The organism is Thioclava sp. ISO4 (genome assembly GCF_058105145.1).
Genome location: NZ_CM176571.1, coordinates 234027 through 253759, shown reverse-complemented (window position 1 = coordinate 253759; position 19733 = coordinate 234027). Strand labels below are relative to the sequence as shown.

Below are 19733 nucleotides of genomic sequence, written 5' to 3'. Positions count from 1 at the left end.
CTTAGCGGTTCGCTCCGGGAACCCAGAGCACATCATCCTTGCCGTCGTCATTCGCGATGCGGGCTGCGACGAAGAACCAGTCGGAAAGGCGGTTGAGATATTTCACGGCCCATTCGTTGACGCCTTCGATCGCGGCCAGCGACACGGCCTCGCGCTCGGCACGACGCGCCACGGTGCGCGACATATGCAAGTGCGCGGCAAGCGGCGTCCCGCCCGGCAGGATGAAGCTGCGCAGCGGCTCCAGCTTCTTGTTCATCGCGTCGATCTCGGTCTCGAGCCGGGTCACCTGGGACTCGACCATGCGCAGGACCGGGTAGCCCGCCTCGTCGTCATGCTCCATATCGGGCCGCGCCAGATCGGCGCCCAGATCGAAGAGGTCGTTCTGGATCACGGAAAGCTGCTTTTGCAGCGCCTCATCCGCATGCAGGCGCGCAATGCCCACGGTCGCATTCAGCTCGTCCACGGTGCCATAGGCGGTCACGCGCGCGGAATGTTTGGCGACGCGCACCCCGTTCGAGAGCGCGGTTTCCCCGGCATCGCCGGTGCGCGTGTAGATGCGATTGAGAACGACCATCAGCCACCCCTTCTAAGATAAACGAACAACAGGATCAGCGCTATCGCGACCGCCTGGGCGGCAATGCGCAACCGCATCAGCTTGTTGGCATGTTTCTTGTTGAAATCGCCCCCGCGTCCGAAGCCCGCGATGCCGATCATCAAGATCACCAGAACCGCCAAACTCGCCAGAGCGACGACATAAAATAACGGGTCGTTGCGCATGTAGTCTCTCTCCCTCTGGGCTCAAGACATAGCTGGAGATCACGAAAATGCGAAAGGATTTTCAGCCCTTGTCCAGCACCCAGTCGAGCATTCGGTCGGGCAGGAAGCGGCGCACGACGCTGATTGCCTTGGTCGGCGTGGTGATCTTGTAGCGCGGCTTCGGGTTCGGAGCCTCGAGCGCCTTGAGGATCGCCTTGGTCACCTCGGAGGGCGGCAGCTCGAACGTGTCGGGCTTGCCGCGGCTTTGGTAGAGGCGCTTGAGCAGACTGCCCTCGTATTGCGCGCGGCGGGCGGAGTTCTCCCAATCCACCCATTTCTCGAAAGGCGGGATCGAGTTGACCCGGATTTTCGAGGTGATCGGGCCGGGCTGGATCAGCACGATCTTGATATCCGTATCGGCCATTTCGAGCCGCATCACATCGGTCAGCCCTTCCAGCGCGAATTTCGTCGAGGCATAGGCCGCGCGCCATTTCAGCCCGACGAAGCCCAGCACCGACGAGCATTGCAGGATACGCCCCTCGCCATTGTCGCCCTGCGCGCGCATCACCTTGATCGCGCGGGTCGTCAGGTCGTGCAGGCCGAAGAGGTTGGTCTCGAAGATCTCGCGCAGCGCGCCGGGCGGAATGTCCTCGGCCGCGCCGGGGCAGGCGAAGGCGGCATTGTTGTAGAGCGCGTCGAGTCGACCGCGCCCGCGCGCCAGCGCCTCGTTGAAGCCCGCCTCGATGCTTTCGGGATCGGCCACGTCGAGCTGGAAGGAGATCAGCCCTTCGGAGCGCAGGCGCTCGCAATCCTCTTCACGGCGGCAGGTGGCGAAGACTTTCCAGCCCGCGGCTTTCAGCCCATGGGCCGCGTCGTAGCCGATGCCCGAGGAGCATCCGGTGATAAGGATCGTCTTGGCCATGCGCGCGCCTTCCCAGTGGTTCGGCGGTGCAAAGAGAAACCCGCCGGAGGTTTGCCTCCGACGGGGGTATTTCGAGCCATTTGAAAAGGCAAGATTTTAGCGGCTGGCAGACCGGTTTAGGTCAATTTGCCGGGCGCAGGTACTTCTTGGAGACCCAGCCTTCGGTGCCGTCGCCCTCGATCTTCACATGCGCCCAGCCGCCGGTCTCGGCCACGACGAGCACTTCATCGCCTTTACGGACGCGGTCGATCGCGGCGTTTCTGGTCGAGGGGCCCGAGCGCACGTTGAGCGCATTGGCCGTCACGCTCCAGAGCGTGCCGCCCTCGACTTTCGGCGCCGAGGTGTCGCGATATTCCGGCGACGGTTTGAGTTCGGGGCCCGGCATCCGCGTGTTCGGCGTGATGCGGGTGATCAGGGAGGCCTTCTCGACTTTCGGCGTGTTGGTCTGCGATGCGGCGGCAGCCTTCGCAACTATTTGAGGGGCCTCGCTGGCTGAAAGCTCTTGATTGTCACTCGCGGCGCGTGAGACCTGTACGGTGTCATTCGAGGTAGCCGCCGAGGCCTGTTCGACGTTCCCGGGAACGTCGCGTCCGGCGATGGCCATAACAGCGTAAATACCCGCCAACGTGGTCAGCAATAACTTACCCATGATCAACCCCCTGATTCCGACTTGGCAGCTGGGGAAGCGTGAAAAATGTTAACACGATTCTCTCTGCTCTACGTCGGTGAAATTCCGCCGACGGGGGAAAAGTTCCGTGGAAATTCCTATTCCTGCTTTTCCCGCTGGACCGGGATCGGGCGCGGCTTTAGTAAATCCGCATGAGCAGTGACGAAGAAAATCCCCTCTCCACCAGTTCCGAACCGCTGAGCCGTGCGATCGGCGAGCGCTATCTGACCTATGCGCTCTCGACGATCATGCACCGGGCGCTGCCCGATGCGCGCGACGGGTTGAAGCCGGTGCATCGGCGCATCCTGTTCGCGATGCGCGAGCTGAAGCTGTCGCCCACCGGCGGCTTCCGGAAATCCGCGAAAATCTCGGGCGACGTGATGGGGAACTACCACCCCCACGGCGATGCCGCGATTTACGACGCGATGGCGCGTCTCGCGCAGGATTTCGCGATGCGCTACAAGCTCGTCGACGGGCAGGGCAATTTCGGCAATATCGACGGCGATAACCCGGCAGCCTCGCGTTACACCGAGGCGCGTCTGGCTTCCCCGTCCGAGGCGCTTTTGCAAGGTCTGGCCGAGGACGCGGTCGATTACCGCCCGAACTACGACGGCACGCTGACCGAGCCGGTCGTGCTGCCCGCCGCCTTCCCGAATCTCCTGGCCAATGGCGCAAGCGGCATCGCGGTCGGCATGGCCACGAATATCCCGCCGCATAACCTTGGCGAGCTGGTCGAGGCGCTTTTGGAGATGATCAAGCGCCCCGGCATCACCGATGACGAACTGGTCGAGCATATCCCCGGCCCCGATTTCCCGACCGGCGGCGTGCTGGTCGAACCGCCCGAGAATGTCCGCGACGCCTATCGCACGGGCCGCGGCGCGTTCCGCCTGCGGGCGCGTTGGGAGAAAGAGGAACTGGGCCGCGGTCAATGGCAGATCGTCGTCACCGAGATCCCCTATCAGGTGCAGAAATCCAAGCTGATCGAGCGTCTGGCCGAGGTCATCCAGACCCGCAAAGTGCCCGCGCTGGCCGATGTACGCGACGAGAGCGCCGACGATATCCGCATCGTGCTGGAGCCGAAATCGCGCACCGTCGAGCCCGAGATGCTGATGGGGATGCTGTTCAAGAACTCCGATCTGGAGGTCCGGTTCTCGCTCAACATGAACGTGCTGATCGATGGGCGGGTGCCGAAGGTCTGCTCGCTCAAGGAGGTGCTTCGCGCCTTCCTCGATCACCGTCGCGAGGTTCTGCTGCGCCGCTCGCAGCACCGGATGGACAAGATCGACGCACGTCTGGAAGTGCTCGAAGGCTATATCATCGCCTTCCTGAACCTCGACCGGGTGATCGAGATCATCCGCTACGAGGACGAACCCAAAGCGATGCTGATGGCCGAGTTCGAGCTGTCCGACGTGCAGGCCGAAGCGATCCTCAACATGCGCCTGCGCAGTCTGCGCAAGCTCGAGGAGATGGAGCTCAAACGCGAGCGCGATGCGTTGATCGAAGAGCGCTCGGGGCTCGAAGACCTGCTCGCCTCCGAAAAGCTGCAATGGAAGACAATCGGCGGTGAGCTGAAAGACATCGACAAGAAATTCGGCCGCAATGCCGAGGGCGGCGCCCGGCGCACCGGCTTCGCCGAGGCGGGCGAGGTCGAGGAAGTGCCGATCGAGGCAATGATCGAGCGCGAGCCCATCACAGTGATCCTGTCGAAAATGGGCTGGATCCGGGCGATGAAGGGCCATAACGCGCTCGATGCCGAGGTGAAGTTCAAGGATGGCGACGGGCCGATGTTCGCCATGCATGCCGAGACCACGGACCGGATCGTCGCGATGGGCTCCAACGGGCGCGCCTATACCGTGCTGGGGGCGAATCTGCCCGGCGGGCGCGGCATGGGCGAGCCGCTGCGGCTGATGGTCGATCTGCCCAACGAGGCGGAGGTGACCCATCTGCTGCTGCCGAAGGCGGGCGAGAAATACCTTCTGGCCTCCTCGGATGGCGACGGGTTCGTCTGTCCGGGCGAGGAGCTCGTGGCGCAGACCAAATCGGGCAAGCAGGTTCTGAACATGAAGGGCGCGGCGAAAACCACCGTCTGCTCGAAGATCGACGGCGATACGGTCGCCTGCGTCGGTCAGAACCGTAAGCTGCTGGTCTTCCCGCTGGAAGAACTGCCCGAAATGGCGCGCGGCAAGGGTGTCCGGCTGCAGAAATACAAGGACGGTGGCCTGAGCGACGCGAAGACCTTCACCCTGGCCGATGGGCTGAGCTGGAAGGATCCGGCGGGCCGCACCCGGACCGAGACCGATCTCGCCGAATGGACCGGCAAGCGGGCCTCGGCGGGCCGCATGGCGCCGCGTGGCTTCCCGCGGGATAACAGGTTCACCTGAGGCTTTGCCTGAGGGATCGTCCGGGCAGGTCCGGGCGATCCGCCAGGGGGCGCTGCCCCCTCTTGCCCTGTCGGGCAATTCACCCCCGGGATATTTTCACCAAGGCGAAGGGCGCGTGTTTGCTCTCTCCCGTCACGCGCGCTCTACCGTCAGCCAGATGCCGCCCTTTGGGCGTGTCGTCAGGATCATCTCCGGCACAGGCTCGCGCCCAGGCACGGCGGTGAAGCGGAACCGGGCGAGGAGCGTGGCGAGGATAATCTGCGCCTCCTGCATCGCGAAGCCTGCGCCGATGCAGATTCGCGGCCCGGCCCCGAAGGGCAGGAAAGCGAAGCGGTCATGCGTCGGATTGGCGAAACGCTCCGGACGGAAAGCATGCGGGTCGTCCCACAGCGCGTGGTGGCGGTGGAGCGCGTAGATCGGCAGCATCACCGTGTCGCCTGCGCGCACCTCGCGCCCCAGAAGCGTGTCGGGTTTGCGCGCCGTGCGCGACAGGAAGCCCGCAGGCGGGTAGAGCCGCAGGCTTTCGTTCACGATCTGCGCGACGAGGGGCATTTTCGGCAGGTCGTCGACGGTCGCCGCATGCGCGCCGAGCGCCGCCTGCGCCTCGCTGCGGGCGGCCTCCTGCACCTCCGGGTCGAAGGCGCAGAGGTAGAGCGCCCAGGCGAGCGTCAGCGCGGTCGTCTCATGCCCTGCGACGATGAAGGTCAGCAGGTTGTCGCGCAGCTCGGCCGGGCTCATCTCGCGGCCGGTTTCGGGGTCCTGCGCGCCGTCGAGCAGGTCCAGAAGGTCGGGCACAGCTTTCGCCTCGCCCGCGCGCCGGGCCTCGATGGCGCGGTCGGCATGGCGCTTGAGGTCGCGCACGACGCCCGAGGAGATCACCCGATGCGGGCGCGGCACCCAGGCGGGCAGGGCGAAGAGATCCAGAAGCGAGACCTTCGCCGTCTGCGCGATATAGGCGTCGATCGCCCGGTGGATCGCGGCGCGGTCGAAACCCTCGTCGCCCGAGAAGGTCACGTCCGAGATCACCTCGAAGGTCGCAGCTACCATTTCCTGATGCAGGTCCACCGCGCGGCCGGTATCGGCGGCGGTGCTGATGCGTTCGGCAGAGGCCTCCGCTGCGGCGCCCATGACGGGGGCGAGCGCCTCCATGTTGCGCGCGGCGAAGACCGGAGAGGCGGCGCGGCGCTGCCAGCGCCATTCGGCCCCTTCGGCGACGAACAGCCCTTCCCCCACGGCAGGCCCGAGGATGAGCTTGGTCACCACCGATTTCGGATAATCCTCGACGCGCGTCTTGAGGATGTGGCGCAGGCTGTCTGGGTCCATGACCATATGCCAGCGCGCCCCGGTATTACCCGAGATGATCGGCGCATGGGTCGCCAGTTCCGGTATGATTTCCAACAGGTTGCGCCGCGCGGCGCGGAAGCTCGCGAAGATGCCCAGCGGATGCTCGGCAAGGGGCGCACGGGTCGGAAGGCGGTGGGTGTCGTCTGTCGCAGCGTAATCCATGAGCAGATGGTAGTGCGGCACCGGTCGCTGCCCAAGGGAAACCGCGAACACAGACAGGGGAAACCCTGCATTCCGGGCTTGATTTTTCCCCGCCAGCGCAATAGGTAGCGCGCGATATTGACTCGGGCTCGCTGCTAGCGGCCCCCTAACCAGAGGCGCCCCGCGAGATGGCAAAGGAAAAGTTTGAACGTAACAAACCGCACGTCAACATCGGCACGATTGGCCACGTTGACCACGGCAAGACGACGCTGACGGCTGCGATCACGAAGTATTTCGGTGATTTCCGCGCGTATGACCAGATCGACGGCGCGCCGGAAGAGAAGGCCCGCGGGATCACGATCTCGACCGCGCACGTGGAATACGAGACCGAGTCGCGTCACTACGCGCACGTCGACTGCCCCGGCCACGCCGACTACGTGAAGAACATGATCACGGGTGCAGCGCAGATGGACGGCGCGATCCTGGTCGTGAACGCAGCTGACGGCCCGATGCCGCAGACCCGCGAGCACATCCTGCTCGGCCGTCAGGTCGGCATCCCGGCGATGGTCGTGTACCTGAACAAGGTTGACCAGGTCGACGACGAGGAGCTGCTCGAGCTCGTGGAAATGGAAGTTCGCGAACTTCTGTCGTCCTACGACTTCCCCGGCGACGATATCCCGATCATCAAGGGCTCGGCTCTGGCCGCGATGGAAGGCCGTGATCCGGAAATCGGCGAGAACTCGATCAAGGCTCTGATGGAAGCTGTCGACAGCTACATCCCGACGCCGGAGCGCGCCGTTGACCAGCCCTTCCTGATGCCGATCGAAGACGTGTTCTCGATCTCGGGCCGTGGTACGGTTGTGACCGGCCGCGTCGAGCGTGGCGTGATCAACGTCGGCGACGAACTGGAAATCGTGGGTATCCGCGACACCTCGAAGACGACCTGCACGGGCGTCGAGATGTTCCGCAAGCTGCTGGACCGTGGTGAAGCTGGCGACAACATCGGCGCGCTGCTGCGCGGTGTGGACCGTGACGGCGTTGAGCGTGGTCAGGTTCTGTGTAAGCCGGGTTCGGTTAAGCCGCACACCAAGTTCGAGGCAGAAGCCTACATCCTCACCAAAGAGGAAGGTGGCCGTCACACCCCGTTCTTCGCGAACTACCGTCCGCAGTTCTACTTCCGCACGACGGACGTGACCGGCACCGTGACCCTTCCCGAGGGCACCGAGATGGTCATGCCGGGCGACAACCTGAAGTTCGAAGTCGAACTGATCGCTCCGATCGCGATGGAAGACGGTCTGCGCTTCGCAATCCGCGAAGGTGGCCGCACCGTCGGCGCCGGCGTCGTCTCGAAAATCATCGAGTGATCCTCGGATCATAGCGATTTGCGAAGGGCCGCCCGGTTGGGCGGCCCTTTTGCTTTGCGTGAGGGGTTTGCGCGGGTGGTCGTAATCGCGGGCGTGTCGCGCTAGGTCTTCTGCGGGCGGACCATGGGGGAGGATGTGGGACATGGCAGAGGCAACTGCGGCACGCGAGTGCCATTGGGATGTGGACGGGCTGCGGATCGCGGGGCTCGAATGGGGCCCAAGGGATGGTCTGCCGGTTCTGGCGCTGCATGGCTGGATGGATCATGCGGGCAGCTTTGCCGCGCTCGCGCCGCGGCTCGAGGGCTGCCGCGTCGTCGCGCTCGATCTGAGCGGGCAGGGCCTGAGCGGGCATCGCGCGGCCCATGCGAGCTATAATATCTGGGACGACCTGCCGCAGATCCTGCGGGTGCTCGACGCTCTGGGCTGGGAGGAGTGCGTGCTGCTGGGCCATTCGCGCGGCGCCAATATCTCGGCGTTGCTGGCGGCGGCGATGCCGGAGCGGGTGCGCGGGGTCATCGCGCTCGATTCGCTGGCCCCCGAGCCGGTGGCGCGGGATTTCGTCACAACGCTGCGCGCCTATCTGACCGAGGTGCCCACGCAGGCGGCGCGGCCCGCGCGCCGTTTCCCGACGCGTGAGGACTATATCGCGCGCCGCGCGGGGCAGGGCAATGCGCGCGTGGTGGCCGAGGCGCTGGCGGACCGTGCACTGGAAGAAGGCCCGGAGGGTTGGCATCTGCGCGGCGACCGGCGGCTGTTCGCGAGCTCTGCGGTGAAGCTCGACCGCGACGATGTGGAGGCGGTGCTGCGGGCGATCCGCGCGCCGGTCCTCAACATCTGGGCCGGGGACGGGATCCGGGCGCAGCGCGAGGGCACGGCGGAGCTGGCGCGATGGGGGGCCGAGCTGATCGCCGATTACGAGAGCATCGAGATCGCGGGCGACCACCACTTCCACCTCGACCCGGAGGCGGCGGAGCAGATCGCGGAGGCGGTGAAGGATTGGCTTGCGCGCAAGCTTTGAGCGGGCGGCTGGCGCGGCCCCGCCGCTTGCGCTAGACTGATGGGACGCACGATGGAGGCTCCGATGGACAAGACCCTTTTCTGATCCCGTTTCCCTGAAACCCTGATCGAGAGAGGTCTCTCCATGTCTGCCCATCCGCTGCCGCGGCGCTTTCCTGCGCCCGATACCCGCAATCCCGTTATTCTGCCCGATGGCACGCCGCATGAACCCACCGTGTTCCTGCAGGCGGTGATCGACCATCCCAATATCGAGGTCGGGCGCTATGCCTATTACAGCCCGCTTGCCCCCGTGGCGGACGCGGCGGCGGAGCTTGCGCCATACCTCTATCCCGGCTGCCCCGAGCGGCTGGTGATCGGGGCTTTCGCGCAGATCGCGCATGGGGTGCGCTTCATCACCGCTTCGGCCAATCACCCGATGGGCGGGATTACGACCTATCCGTTCCGGATTTTCGACATGGAGACGGCGGGGAAATATCTCGAGGAGAATGCCGCGATCGGCGACACCGTGATCGGGCCGGATGTCTGGCTTGGCTTCAATGCGATGGTGATGCCCGGTGTGCGCATCGGGGCGGGGGCGATCGTGGCGGCTGGCTCGGTTATCGCGCAGGACGTGCCGCCCTTTGCCATCGTCGCGGGCAATCCGGCGCGCGTGGTGCGGTCCCGGTTCAGCCCCGATGAGATTGCACGATTGCTCGATCTGGCGTGGTGGGACTGGCCGGTGGAGGCGATCCAGAGGGCGTTGCCCGCGCTGGAAGCGGGAGATGTGGCGGCGCTGGCCGAACACGCGCCTTGAGCGAGAGGCTTGCCGCTGCGCGCAACGACGCTAGGCTCTGGGCAGCGCGACGAATTCTCCCGGAGCCCGGATGACCAACAGCCCGATCCTCTTCTCGCATATCCTGACGGGCGCGCCCGATCCCGACGGGCCCGCCGACATCGTCGAGGCGTTGCGGGACGAGCGGCTCGCCTGGGCGCATCTCGACGGGACGCATCCGCAGGCACAGCGCTGGATTCGCGAGGAGCTGGATTACCTCGACCCGCAGGCGGTGGAGGCGTTGCTGGATGTCGATACGCGCCCGCGCATGAGCCAGATCGGCGAGGGGCTTCTGGTGATCCTGCGCGCGATCAACTTCAACGAGGGCGAAGACCCCGAGGATATGGTCTCGCTGCGCATGTATCTCGACCGGCAGCGCATCCTGACGATTTCACGCAAGCGTGTGCGCGCGATCGAAGGGATGAACGCGGCGATCCGCGACGGCAAAGGGCCCAGCGATGCGGGAACCTTCCTCGTGCGACTGACCGAGGATATCGTCGGCAATATCGGGGTGTTCCAGACCGAGTTGGACGAGCGTGCCGAGGCGTTGGAAGATCAGGTCTATGGCGGGCAGGCCGACCATATGCGCCGCGACGTTCTGGATTTGCGGCTGCAGGTGATCGCGGCGCGGCGGTACCTCGCGCCGCAACGCGAGGCGTTGATCCGACTGACACAGGCGGAGAGCCCGATCATCGACGAGGTCACGCGGCGCGAGATCGAGGAAGAAGCGCTGAAGATGACTCGGATTTCGGAAGATATGGACGAGCTGCGCGATCAGGCGCAGGTGCTTCGCGAAGAACTGTCGAGCCAACTCTCGGACCGGGTCAACCGCAACACCTTCGTCCTGTCGGTCGTGTCGACGATCTTCCTGCCGCTCGGGTTTCTCACCGGTCTGTTCGGGGTCAACATTGGCGGGATGCCGGGGCTGAACTCCGACAACGCGTTCACTTATCTGGTGATCGCCTGCGTTCTGATCGTCGCGGCTCCGTTGATGGTGATGGGCCTCCTGCGCCTCTATTCGAAGCGCGGGAAGCGGTAGTTCGCGCGATCAGGCGGCCTCGCGCATGTGGCGGCCCTCCTGAACCTCTTCGATGATCTTCGCGACGAAATCGTCCAGATCCTTCGGGTTGCGCGAGGTGACGACGCCATTGTCGGACACCACGGATTCGTTCACCCAGTCGCCACCGGCGTTTTCGACATCGGTGCGCACCGAATGATACGAGGTCATCTTGCGCCCCTTGGCGATTCCCGTCTCGATCAGGAGCCATGGTGCGTGGCAGATCGCGGCGACCACCTTGCCTTGGTCGTAGAAGCTGCGCAGCAGGTCCAGCGCGCTTTTCTCGACGCGAAGGAGGTCGGGGTTGATCTGACCGCCGGGGAGAACGATCGCATCGTAGTTGGAGGCGACGACGTCGGAGATCTTGCACTGCACCGAAACGGTCTCGCCCCAGTCGGTCTCGTCCCAGCCGCGAATGTCTTCGCCGTCGAGCGAGGCGAGGTCGATTTGCGCGCCAGCCTCGGTCAGCTTGTCGCGCGGAACGGTCAACTCGGCTTGCTCGAAACCGTTGGTGGCCATGATCAGAATGCGGGCTTCGGAAATCTTGGGCATTTGCTTTCCTTTCCTTGAGGCGCAGCTTGCGCAGGTTCGGGAGAAAAACGATCTGCGCCCGGCATGCGTTCCACGACGATTTCTTCGGCGGGGAAATGCGAAAGATCGGTGGAAAGGCACTTGATTTCGGTCGCGTGAGACTTTAGCACCCACGCCACGGCCTAGGGGTATAGCTCAGTTGGTAGAGCATCGGTCTCCAAAACCGAGGGTCGTGGGTTCGAGTCCCTCTGCCCCTGCCATTGATTTTTTGGAAGAAACGTCAATGGCGAGGTCCGTTCTCATCTGCAGTTGGGCGTTTGGTTGGGAATTTTTCCCGCTCAGCGTGCTTGACTGCGGAATCATCGATGCCTGCCGGTCGAGATGAAGTGTTCGCCGTCAGGATGCCCCGCAGAAGTTTCACATCGAGGCCGAGAACTTTGGAGATTTCCAGGTCACTGAAGCCTTGGTCAGAAAGTCTCTGAAATGCGCTGCGCCGCAGATCATGAAACGACAGGTTGGTCAGGCCAGCTTTCGCCATGGTTCTCCGCCAGACGAACGAGAACCCCGCAATAGTCCATGCCTTCCCGTCTTTTAATGCGAGAATTGTAGGTCCTTGCCGTATTGGTTTTGACGCGTCGAGAATGTCCTTCAACTCTGCACTTACAGGGATGGAAATGAGACGATCATCCAGGCGTCTTCGAATGCGCAGGGTGTCGCCATCGTAGGCGTGCCACTCGAGCGGGAGAAGATCGCCCAAACGTTGGCCGGTCCATGTAGCAAGATAAAACGCCAATTTTAGCTGTGGCGAGGCCACCGCGACAAAAGCGGCCTCATCCGCTGGTGTCCAGATTTTGTCGGTGCTGAGGGTAGTTTCGGAGGGTGTGTTCATTTTTTGTTCCTTTTGTCTTTGCCATAAAATGGCTTTGTCGACTGTTTGTGGGCTCCACCGCCCGTTTCTTGCCTTGCTTCATAAGCTTCACGCTTCCTCGAAGCAGATTCGGCGAGTTTCACGTTGCGGCTCAAATAGTGCTTGTCCAGAATGGCATTGATTTCTTTCAAACTGTGCCCGGTGAAAGTGGCGATCTCCGCGACGGTGCAGCCGGCCAAAGCGAACTGAGTCACCGCGGTCCCTCGTAGGTCATGAAAGGTGACCCCCTTGATATCTGCTTTTTTCAGGACTTTCCGCCACTCGGTGCGAAACCCGTCGGATGTCCAGCTCAGGCCTCGGGAGTTCTTGAGAATAGTCTCTGACCATTTGGTTTCGTCTTTGGGCTTGAGGTCATCAAGACGTTTTTTCAGGTCCGCAGGCACGGGGAGTGTAACCAGACGCTTGGTCTTGCTCTGACGTAACTTGATGTAGCTGCCGTCATAGGCTGACCATGTCAGGCGGATGAGGTCCCCTTGTCTTTGTCCCAACCATTCCGCGAGCAGGAAGGGCAGTATCATCCTCTCAGGGGCCGCCTTCAAGAACGCGTCCTTCTGCTCAGTGCTCCATGTGATCTCAGAACGGTCGCCGGAATAGGTTTTGCCGACACGCCTGCACGGGTTCGCAGCAATGAGGCCATAATCGAGGGCCCAAGAGAGAATTGCTGCAAGTGTGGTCATCGCATAGTCGGCTTGACGCGCAGACTGCTTTGCAAGTTCATCGCGCCAGCCGAGAAAGACGGTTCTTGCCCCTGGTTCGGACATTGCAGACAACGGGAAATCGCCGAACTCTGCTTCGATCTTTGAAATGTTTCTGATGTAGTCTTTTCTCGTTCGTTCTGCGAGTTCTGCAAATTTCGGCGAGGCTTGATACTTCGTCAGAACGGCTTGCAGCACATTTTGGGCCGGAGCAGCTTTCGTTGCCACAGCCTCATTGAAAGCCGCCACGAACTCGGGATCCCCCGGCTTGCCCGGCAACCGGGGGCCTCCTTTCCAAGCATAGTGGTAGGTGACCTTTCTACCATTTGCCAAGGTCTTCTGGACCCTGTTGAGACCTTTAAGTCGAACTTGCATTTCGCTTTGCCTTCCATTTTTCGAGAGAGGAGGGCTGTGACGGAGACTAGCCCCACGGTGGTGAAGATGCGGATCGTGCCGTCCGGCGCGATTTCTGAACCGGCGACGGTCAGGCCAGCTGCTTGCATTACTTTCAATGCTGTCCGCATGTCGGTTTGCTTGAATGTTGAGGTGGATCTGGCCATGGAAATTCTCAGGGGCTGATAAGCGAGCACGTCGTCGTGGCGGGAGCGGCCAATGTGCCCTGTATTGGTTTTCTGAGGCTTGATGGCAGAAACCGACGCACCTGGGAACTGGCGCGATTTGGTTTGACCTCTCTACTAAATGTAGAGGTGTGAAGGTGTATATTGCTCTATTTGTTGTGTCTTGATGGCCGAGCCGCCGATATCCGGCCCGACCAACCAATGTTTTTCAGCCCCGCCCACGCTCAATCGCCAGCAGATTCAGACGAAAAATTTGTCGCTCTGCCTCCGCATAGTCGAGCAGGCGCTGACGCAGGCACCTGAATTCATCCAGCCGCGCCCACAACTTCCGCGTGGCCTCACAGAGACCGTCGGCGAACTGGAATCCATCGGTGTCGTAGTTGAGCGCGATTTCCCTATACCCGGGGGCAAGTTCCTCGAGCGTTTCGAGAACCAGCTCTGCGAGGGCGTCAGGATCACCTTCACGCGGATCGAGCAAGAGCCCGCCAGCTTCCAGCTTCGGAATCAGTTCATGTCGCGAGAACTGTTCGAATGGTGCAGCCCGCATTACCTTGGCCAGATCGCGCGCAGAGACGATAGCCTTCACAGCAGCTTCTTGTGTGTTCAGGGACTTTTCAAACATACGCATTGAGACCTCCGTGCGTATGAGCGGAGATCACCTCCGCTCCTCAAGAACGTGCCGCCATCTGCTCGCAGGCAGCGGCACGGGGTTGTCAGTCAAGCCGCCAAAGGCTGAGCTTGAAACGCGACGGGGTCCGCGTCGCGAAGTGCGTCGAGATAGCCGCTGAACTGGTCAGTCAGCCAGCAGATCTCGGGAACGACCGGATCTTCCGGATCGATCAACGCAAAATGCACCGCCTCGAGCGACTCAACGTCGGCGACATGCTCGAGCGTCAGCAGGTCCCGAAAGCTTTCGAGCTTCCGGGCAAGGCGCCGCGACAGAGCCTGCTGCTCAGGAAGCTCGCGGATCAGCTCGGCGACCTGCTGGACGGCTCGCTTGCCACCGAGCACACCAGCGGCGTTCATCAGCGGCTCTGCGTGTTCGACGAGGAACGACGACAGCGCGAAGAGTTGCGGTTGGAGGGGGGTAAAATGTTTCATGACAGCATTCCTCCTGTCATGCCTCGCGATCTTCGCGAGGCTTCAAGATCGGCTTGGAAAACTCCTTTTCTCCCGCCGCGGGATTGGTTGGTTGCGAGGCCATCTGGCCGGCGAGCTTCGCAAGAAGGGCTCGCCGAGGAGGTGGCCTTGTAATCGGCCGTCTTTCAAGGATCTCAGTCGAGACTCGGCTAGGGTCTGCGCGTCATGTCACTCAAGGCAGCCGAGATCATTGAAGAGTTCGCCTATCAACTCTTGCCCGCGCTGCATCTCGAGATCGGCAAGCGAGCGTGCCTGGTAGAATTCCCGGGTTCGTGGGTCTCGCTGGGCACAGAGCGCCAGGGCGCTTTCCACCCCGGCTGGACCCAATTTTCCGAGCTCGGTGTGGATCCGAGTTCGCGCGATATGCGCTCCCGTTCCGAAGTGCTTGCGCCAGACCGTCGAGGGGTAGTCGTGCGCCAAGGGCTGGCCGTCGTGACGGCGCAGAAGCGGCAATCGCTGCGTCTCTGCGCGTGCGCGCATCTCTTCGAGATACTCGACTGACACCCCCTCGAGCAGCAACGCATCGAGGAATGGGATTAGGCGCGCATGCAATCGCCCTGACAGTGGCACGTCTGCCTTCTGAGTTACGATGCTCACCCTGTAGGCATCGTCGTCCCAGCAGATATCCTCGCCCCAGAGAAGGGCGCTGTCGGCAAGTCGCAGGGGCAGAAACGACCAGAGCGCGATGACCGCAGCTTCGTTACGCAAACGTCGCGCGGGACCACGATGCGGAGCCTTGCGCGCGTCCGCAAGCAAGAGCTTCGCCAGGCTCCAGGTCTCGGCGAGGTTCGGCAGTGCTGCATATCTGACCTCCTTCAGCGGGACAACGCGACCGAGGCCTTTGCACAGATGTCGGTGGTGTCGACGTAGATCCTCACTAATGGCGTCGGCCACGCCGTGATGTCTGGCGAATTGGCAAAGCCGCAGAGTATGTGTTGCAAGCGTCGCTGGCCGTCCTTTCCGATCTCTCAGCCGTTTTTCGTGAATCCGCAGACCCTCGACGGTAATGTTGAACGGCATGCCGGCATCGCGCAACGACCCGGCATAGGACCGTAGGACGTCCTCCATGCTTTTCACCGTGCTCGGCGCGAAGAGCGCATTCGTTCGAATGTCCTCGAGTGTCTCTCGCCATTCCGCGGGCAGATCGTGTCGGTCGACTCCGAGGATGCAAGGGCGCGGCGGCGCGTCCGATCTCGGAGCACGGGGCGCCTTGCGCTCAATCGCCGCTCGGAGCGTCAACAGCACAGCCGGGTTGCCTGGAATGATGCGCGTAAGCGCTGCCTCGACCGCACGCAGGCGCCGGGTGGATCTCACGTCTGACGCGAAGGCGAGGAAGTTGTCCACCGTCGGCACCTCGATCCGCCGCTCCTCGGCGAAGGCGAGAAAGCGATCAAGCGCGCGCAGATCTTCAAGCGAGACCTCACCGAGACCTGGAGCATCTCGGTAGGGTTCAAATTGCGGATCTGAGAGAATTGTGTCGCGATCACGCCAATCGCAGCGACGAGACGCAGGGCGCATTTCCCGCAATGCATCACGTAGCTCACCGAGAACAGCCGCGTCGGGCGGCAGGATCCGATTGAATGCAGAACGGAGGTCCGCGAGCGCGCGCTTCGATTCGGCACGTTCGGCAAAGCACAAAAAGTCTTCTTTTCCCGGTGTCTCGATTTGGAGTTCTGAGGCCCAAGTCAGGAAACGGCCGAGCATCCGCAATTCGCGTGTTGGGAGGCCCGCCAGCCCGGGGAGCTCGCGCAGCCCGTCAAAGATGGGCGCTGCGATGATCTCCTGGGCCGAGCGAGTGTCGTAGGTGCGTGTTGTCATTTGTCATTCCTCTATCAGGCCGGCGACGAGCGACTGGCCGCGCTCCATCGCGCCCACCGCGTCGATGAAGGCATAAAAGCTGAGCATGGTGTCAGTCCGGTCGCCGATCCGACGCGCAATGACCACGACCTCTTCGGGATGCCGGTTGAGCAGAAGCGATGTCTGACCATGCCGGAACTGGTGTGGGGTCATGGGGAAGTTCACCACCTCCCGCATCACTTCTTTGAACTTCGATCCGAACCATTGATCCGAAAGCGGCTGTCCGTCTGCGCGCGGCGACGGCAGGAAATACCGATTGCTCGCAGCACCGGGAGCCAAGGGTCGGATGCGTCGCAGATACCAAAGCAGAGTGTCGTGGCCTGCAAACTTGTCGGGCTTGATCGAGAACCGAACATCCTCGCGTTTCGCCTTGGTGGACATAAATGGGATGAAGACCGAGATCGGTCCCTTCCCCTTCTCCGGGGCCCTGATCCAGGCGTCCTGACCTACGACTGACGCCTGCAAAACGTTGTCGATACGAAGCGGAGCCCCGGCGATCTCAAGAGCAGCGAAGGCAGCCGCCGCCCCGAGCACAAAGACCTTCGAGCGCTCTCGCGGTGTGAGCTGCCGCCCACCAGCTTGCTCAAGCAGGTGCTCCGCCGCCTCGCGCAACGGACGGTGCGCCGTGAGAAACCGTTTCTGCAGGTGTTTGGTCCCGATCAGGTTGAGACAGAATGCCTGGTTCTTCGGCGCCATCTGTTTGTCTGTCCTTGCGGCGGCTTTCAGGGCCTTGTTGCCTTTGAGCGATTGCGAAAGTGCATCACACTGATATCCAGCATGCTCCAACGTCTGCCGGATGCATTTGAGATATTTGCGCGTCGTGCGCCCAGCGAGACGCCCCGCGTTCTTCGGCGCGTTATCTCGGTCTAGCAGCGCGCCGATCACCCTGGGCGCCACGTCATCGGAGAATGCCGACAGGCAGGAAGATGTGGTGGCGTCGAGCAATCCAAGATCGAGGGCCATGCGTAAATAGGTCCGGAACGCGGCCCGTGCGACATGCGCATGCTTTACCCGCTCGTCGGTATGCTCTTCGGAGACAGGGTCCCAGTCGCCGACTGTTACATTTTTCACCCACTCACACAGCTCCGCCTCGAACGCCACCGGCAGCCTCCGGAGCGCGGACAGCTGCTGCGCGCGTTCGAAACCTATCGGCTGGGCGGGCAACAGCGATTGCAGCTGCGAATTTCTACGCAATGAATCGAGAATCCCGGCCGCCGAGCGATGGCTGTCACGACGTCCGCCCTGGTAGTGCGTCTCTAGCGTCTCCATCACACCGCTATCCAGCTGACGCGGTTGAACGCCCAGAGCGCGACAGGCTTTCGCGAGGTTGGCGATTGGGATCAGTTTTTGCGGCGCAAGCTCCCAGCGGGTGGGATGGTCTTGCGTGAGCGGCTTGAGTTTGCTGAGCAATTCGGCCCAGGCGTCGTCCAGGTCGATCGCTGGGCGGATTATTCCTTCCCGCGCCGACAGAAAACTCGCGATGCTACAACGCGCGCGCCTCCGCATCTGAAGATAGCCTTGAGCACTGCCGTTTCTGCCCGGGTCGAACCCATCTTCCGGAAAAGCCGCGTCAAAGCGCTCAAGATCAGCGACGCATATCTCTAAAGGCATGTTCTGCCGCCGTGCACAGCTTCGAAGCGCTGAGCGATAGCTCTCGGCAACGCTTGGCGTGATATTGCCGCGCGCTTCGCGCGCGGTGACGTCGGCGATCACTTCAATATAGGTCGGCACCTTTGGCAGAGCGGGTTTTGCGGATTTAGGCTTAGTGAGATTCAGCATCGGGGGTGTCCGTGTCTAAGCGGTGATTTCATGGCAAAATCGCCGCGCCGATACAGACACCCCAAGGGTTGCCGCCCGAGAAACCCTTGGGGTGTTCGTATCGGAATGGTCTTGCCGGTATCGGTGTGACTTGGCCGTATCCGATGTATCGGATCGACGAATTTTGCGGGCGTGAGTAGCGGTGAATCTGAGCTACTCCCCATCTCTTGGACAGGATCTGACGTAAATTAAGCTACTCGTTGCACCTGCTGACCGGGTTGGTTGATATCATTTCTCTGCCAATACACCAGCGCCGGTGGCTTGCCGCCGAGGGCTGAGTGAGGGCGCTGGTGGTTGTAGAAGGTCATCCATTTCCGGATGGCCGCCTTCGTCTCCGATCCTGTCTCCCAAGCGTGCAGGTAGACGCACTCGTATTTCAGGGTGCGCCACAGCCTCTCGATGAAGATGTTGTCCAGGAAGCGGCCTTTCCCATCCATCGATATGCGCACGCCGGATCGACGCAGCGTGTCCGTCCAGGCGAAGGACGTGAACTGAGACCCTTGATCGGTATTCATGATCTCGGGCGGGCCGAACTTGTGGACGGCTTCGTTCAGCGCTTCGACGCAGAAGTCGGCCTCCAGCGTGTTCGAGATCCGCCAGGCCAAGACCTTTCGCGTGTGCCAGTCCATGATCGCAACGAGGTATAGAAATCCGCGCCTCATGGGCAGGTAGGTGATATCCGAGCACCAGACTTGGTTCGGGCGATCCACTCGCAGACCTCGCAGCAGGTAGGGATAGGTCTTGTGGCCCTTTGCGGGCCTGCTGGTGTTGGGCTTCTGGTAAATCGGCATCAGCCCCATCAGGCGCATCAGTCGCCGTATCCGCTTCTCGTTCACCAAGTGTCCGTCGTTACGCAGATGCCAGGTCATTTGCCGGACGCCGAAGAACGGGGTCTCCAGGAACTGCTCGTCGATCCGTCGCATCAGGCCGAGGTTCTGTTCGGTCTCGCCCTTGGGGGTGTAGTAGAAAGACGAGCGCGCGATCGACAGCAGCTTGCACTGCTGGCCGATCGACAGGTCCGGGTGGTGAGGCTCGATCATGCCGCGCCTCACTTCCCGCCCCAGGGCTTCAGCTTTCGTTCCAAAAAAGAGTTGGCCACCGCCAGCTCCCCGATCTTGGCGTGGAGCTCCTTCACCTGCTCCTCGTCGATCTCGGGCTTCTTGCGGCCCCCGCGCTCGAACACGCCGGACGCGCCTTCGAGCAGGGCCCGCTTCCATTGATGGATCATCGTCGGATGCACCCCGAACCGGCTCGCCAGTTCGGCCGCTGTCTCTTCACCCTTCAGGGCTTCCAGCGCGACCTTTGCCTTGAACTCGGGCGCGTGCTGCTTGCGTTTCGACATCTCTGATCTCCTTCTCGTCGAAGATCAGCAGACTGCAAATCGTAGCTTATGTCAGTGTCCGAATTTCAGGGGGTAGCTCAATCATTGCCCCGGCCTCGGTGCGAGAGCTCCGAAAGCAGGTTTTCTGCGCTTGTTTTGCTTGGGGTAGGAAGGTATCGGCCGTAGACCCTGCCAAGCGCGGATGTCGCTCTTGCGCCAGCGTATTCGTCTCTTCCCGAGCACGATGGCGGGCGGCATGTCCGGTCGGCCCTCTCGCACCCACCGGTAGACCGTCTCCGGGTCGACGCCGAGATCGTCCGCGACTTCCCGAGTGGTCATGAGGGGCGCCGTCAGCTCATCATGATGTTGCGGATCCTGGTCCGGTGAGAGACCGATCGCTTTCCA

The 19733-nt window shown here is 62.3% G+C and carries 19 protein-coding genes and 1 tRNA gene; 6 read left to right on the top strand and 14 right to left on the bottom strand.

Features of this window, described 5'->3' with window-relative positions:
* Window position 1: 1 nt before the first annotated feature.
* From AC2TZ7_RS01345 to AC2TZ7_RS01330, 4 genes are all read right to left on the bottom strand, one after another.
* Entirely contained in the window at window positions 2-574 is a 573-nt protein-coding gene (locus AC2TZ7_RS01345) for a cob(I)yrinic acid a,c-diamide adenosyltransferase (protein WP_078571240.1), read from the bottom strand.
* On the bottom strand, window positions 574-777 hold the full coding sequence (locus tag AC2TZ7_RS01340; protein ID WP_078521361.1) for a twin transmembrane helix small protein: 204 nt from the start codon (window positions 775-777) through the stop codon (window positions 574-576). Before AC2TZ7_RS01340 ends, AC2TZ7_RS01345 begins: the two co-directional genes overlap by 1 nt.
* 61 nt (window positions 778-838) lie before the next feature.
* Window positions 839-1678, bottom strand: coding sequence for an SDR family NAD(P)-dependent oxidoreductase (locus AC2TZ7_RS01335; RefSeq protein ID WP_134331190.1), 840 nt, complete (start codon window positions 1676-1678; stop codon window positions 839-841).
* Between the two features lie 121 nt (window positions 1679-1799).
* The gene (locus AC2TZ7_RS01330) at window positions 1800-2327 is read right to left on the bottom strand and encodes an SH3 domain-containing protein (RefSeq protein ID WP_489865624.1); all 528 of its coding nucleotides are present in this window, start codon (window positions 2325-2327) and stop codon (window positions 1800-1802) included.
* A 170-nt stretch (window positions 2328-2497) separates the two neighbouring features.
* On the opposite strand from AC2TZ7_RS01330, the gene parC reads away from it, so the two are divergent.
* A complete protein-coding gene (parC, locus tag AC2TZ7_RS01325) occupies window positions 2498-4726 on the top strand; it encodes a DNA topoisomerase IV subunit A (protein WP_078521356.1) in 2229 nt (742 codons plus the stop codon).
* A gap of 132 nt (window positions 4727-4858) precedes the next feature.
* Here parC and AC2TZ7_RS01320 read toward each other — a convergent pair whose 3' ends face one another.
* Entirely contained in the window at window positions 4859-6232 is a 1374-nt protein-coding gene (locus AC2TZ7_RS01320) for a cytochrome P450 (protein WP_489866772.1), read from the bottom strand.
* 167 nt (window positions 6233-6399) lie between these two features.
* Between AC2TZ7_RS01320 and tuf the strand changes: the two genes are divergently transcribed.
* The 4 genes from tuf (at window position 6400) to AC2TZ7_RS01300 (ending at window position 10442) form a co-directional block, all read left to right on the top strand.
* Window positions 6400-7575, top strand: coding sequence for an elongation factor Tu (tuf, locus tag AC2TZ7_RS01315; protein WP_134331249.1), 1176 nt, complete (start codon window positions 6400-6402; stop codon window positions 7573-7575).
* Window positions 7576-7717: 142 nt separating this feature from the next.
* Window positions 7718-8593, top strand: a complete 876-nt coding sequence (locus AC2TZ7_RS01310) for an alpha/beta fold hydrolase (RefSeq protein ID WP_489865623.1) — start codon at window positions 7718-7720, stop codon at window positions 8591-8593.
* Window positions 8594-8716: 123 nt separating this feature from the next.
* On the top strand, window positions 8717-9385 hold the full coding sequence (locus AC2TZ7_RS01305) for a CatB-related O-acetyltransferase (RefSeq protein WP_489865622.1): 669 nt from the start codon (window positions 8717-8719) through the stop codon (window positions 9383-9385).
* Between the two features lie 70 nt (window positions 9386-9455).
* Window positions 9456-10442 (top strand): zinc transporter ZntB, encoded by a 987-nt coding sequence (locus AC2TZ7_RS01300; RefSeq protein WP_489865621.1) that lies wholly within the window; start codon window positions 9456-9458, stop codon window positions 10440-10442.
* A 9-nt stretch (window positions 10443-10451) separates the two neighbouring features.
* Here the strand turns inward: AC2TZ7_RS01300 and AC2TZ7_RS01295 are convergent, their stop codons facing one another.
* Entirely contained in the window at window positions 10452-11012 is a 561-nt protein-coding gene (locus AC2TZ7_RS01295) for a type 1 glutamine amidotransferase domain-containing protein (RefSeq protein ID WP_489865620.1), read from the bottom strand.
* Between the two features lie 163 nt (window positions 11013-11175).
* On the opposite strand from AC2TZ7_RS01295, the gene AC2TZ7_RS01290 reads away from it, so the two are divergent.
* A tRNA-Trp gene (locus AC2TZ7_RS01290) sits at window positions 11176-11251 on the top strand.
* A gap of 20 nt (window positions 11252-11271) precedes the next feature.
* Here the strand turns inward: AC2TZ7_RS01290 and AC2TZ7_RS01285 are convergent.
* From AC2TZ7_RS01285 to AC2TZ7_RS01250, 8 genes are all read right to left on the bottom strand, one after another.
* On the bottom strand, window positions 11272-11880 hold the full coding sequence (locus AC2TZ7_RS01285) for a tyrosine-type recombinase/integrase (RefSeq protein ID WP_489865619.1): 609 nt from the start codon (window positions 11878-11880) through the stop codon (window positions 11272-11274).
* A complete protein-coding gene (locus AC2TZ7_RS01280; RefSeq protein WP_489865618.1) occupies window positions 11877-12893 on the bottom strand; it encodes a tyrosine-type recombinase/integrase in 1017 nt (338 codons plus the stop codon). The genes AC2TZ7_RS01285 and AC2TZ7_RS01280 overlap by 4 nt, the downstream gene beginning before the upstream one ends.
* A 507-nt stretch (window positions 12894-13400) precedes the next feature.
* Window positions 13401-13820, bottom strand: coding sequence for a hypothetical protein (locus AC2TZ7_RS01275; protein ID WP_134331201.1), 420 nt, complete (start codon window positions 13818-13820; stop codon window positions 13401-13403).
* 89 nt (window positions 13821-13909) lie between these two features.
* Window positions 13910-14293, bottom strand: a complete 384-nt coding sequence (locus AC2TZ7_RS01270) for a hypothetical protein (protein ID WP_134331202.1) — start codon at window positions 14291-14293, stop codon at window positions 13910-13912.
* A gap of 207 nt (window positions 14294-14500) precedes the next feature.
* Window positions 14501-16150 (bottom strand): hypothetical protein, encoded by a 1650-nt coding sequence (locus AC2TZ7_RS01265; protein ID WP_489865617.1) that lies wholly within the window; start codon window positions 16148-16150, stop codon window positions 14501-14503.
* 3 nt (window positions 16151-16153) lie between these two features.
* Window positions 16154-17968 carry a hypothetical protein gene (locus tag AC2TZ7_RS01260; RefSeq protein WP_489865616.1) on the bottom strand — a complete coding sequence of 605 codons (1815 nt, stop codon included), beginning with the start codon at window positions 17966-17968 and terminating at the stop codon, window positions 16154-16156.
* A 227-nt stretch (window positions 17969-18195) separates the two neighbouring features.
* A protein-coding gene (locus tag AC2TZ7_RS01255) for an IS3 family transposase (protein WP_489864349.1) occupies window positions 18196-19349 on the bottom strand; the annotation gives its coding sequence in 2 pieces (ribosomal slippage) (window positions 18196-19097 and window positions 19097-19349; 1155 coding nt in all).
* Between the two features lie 81 nt (window positions 19350-19430).
* Entirely contained in the window at window positions 19431-19667 is a 237-nt protein-coding gene (locus AC2TZ7_RS01250) for a helix-turn-helix transcriptional regulator (RefSeq protein ID WP_489866771.1), read from the bottom strand.
* Window positions 19668-19733 lie beyond the last annotated feature (66 nt).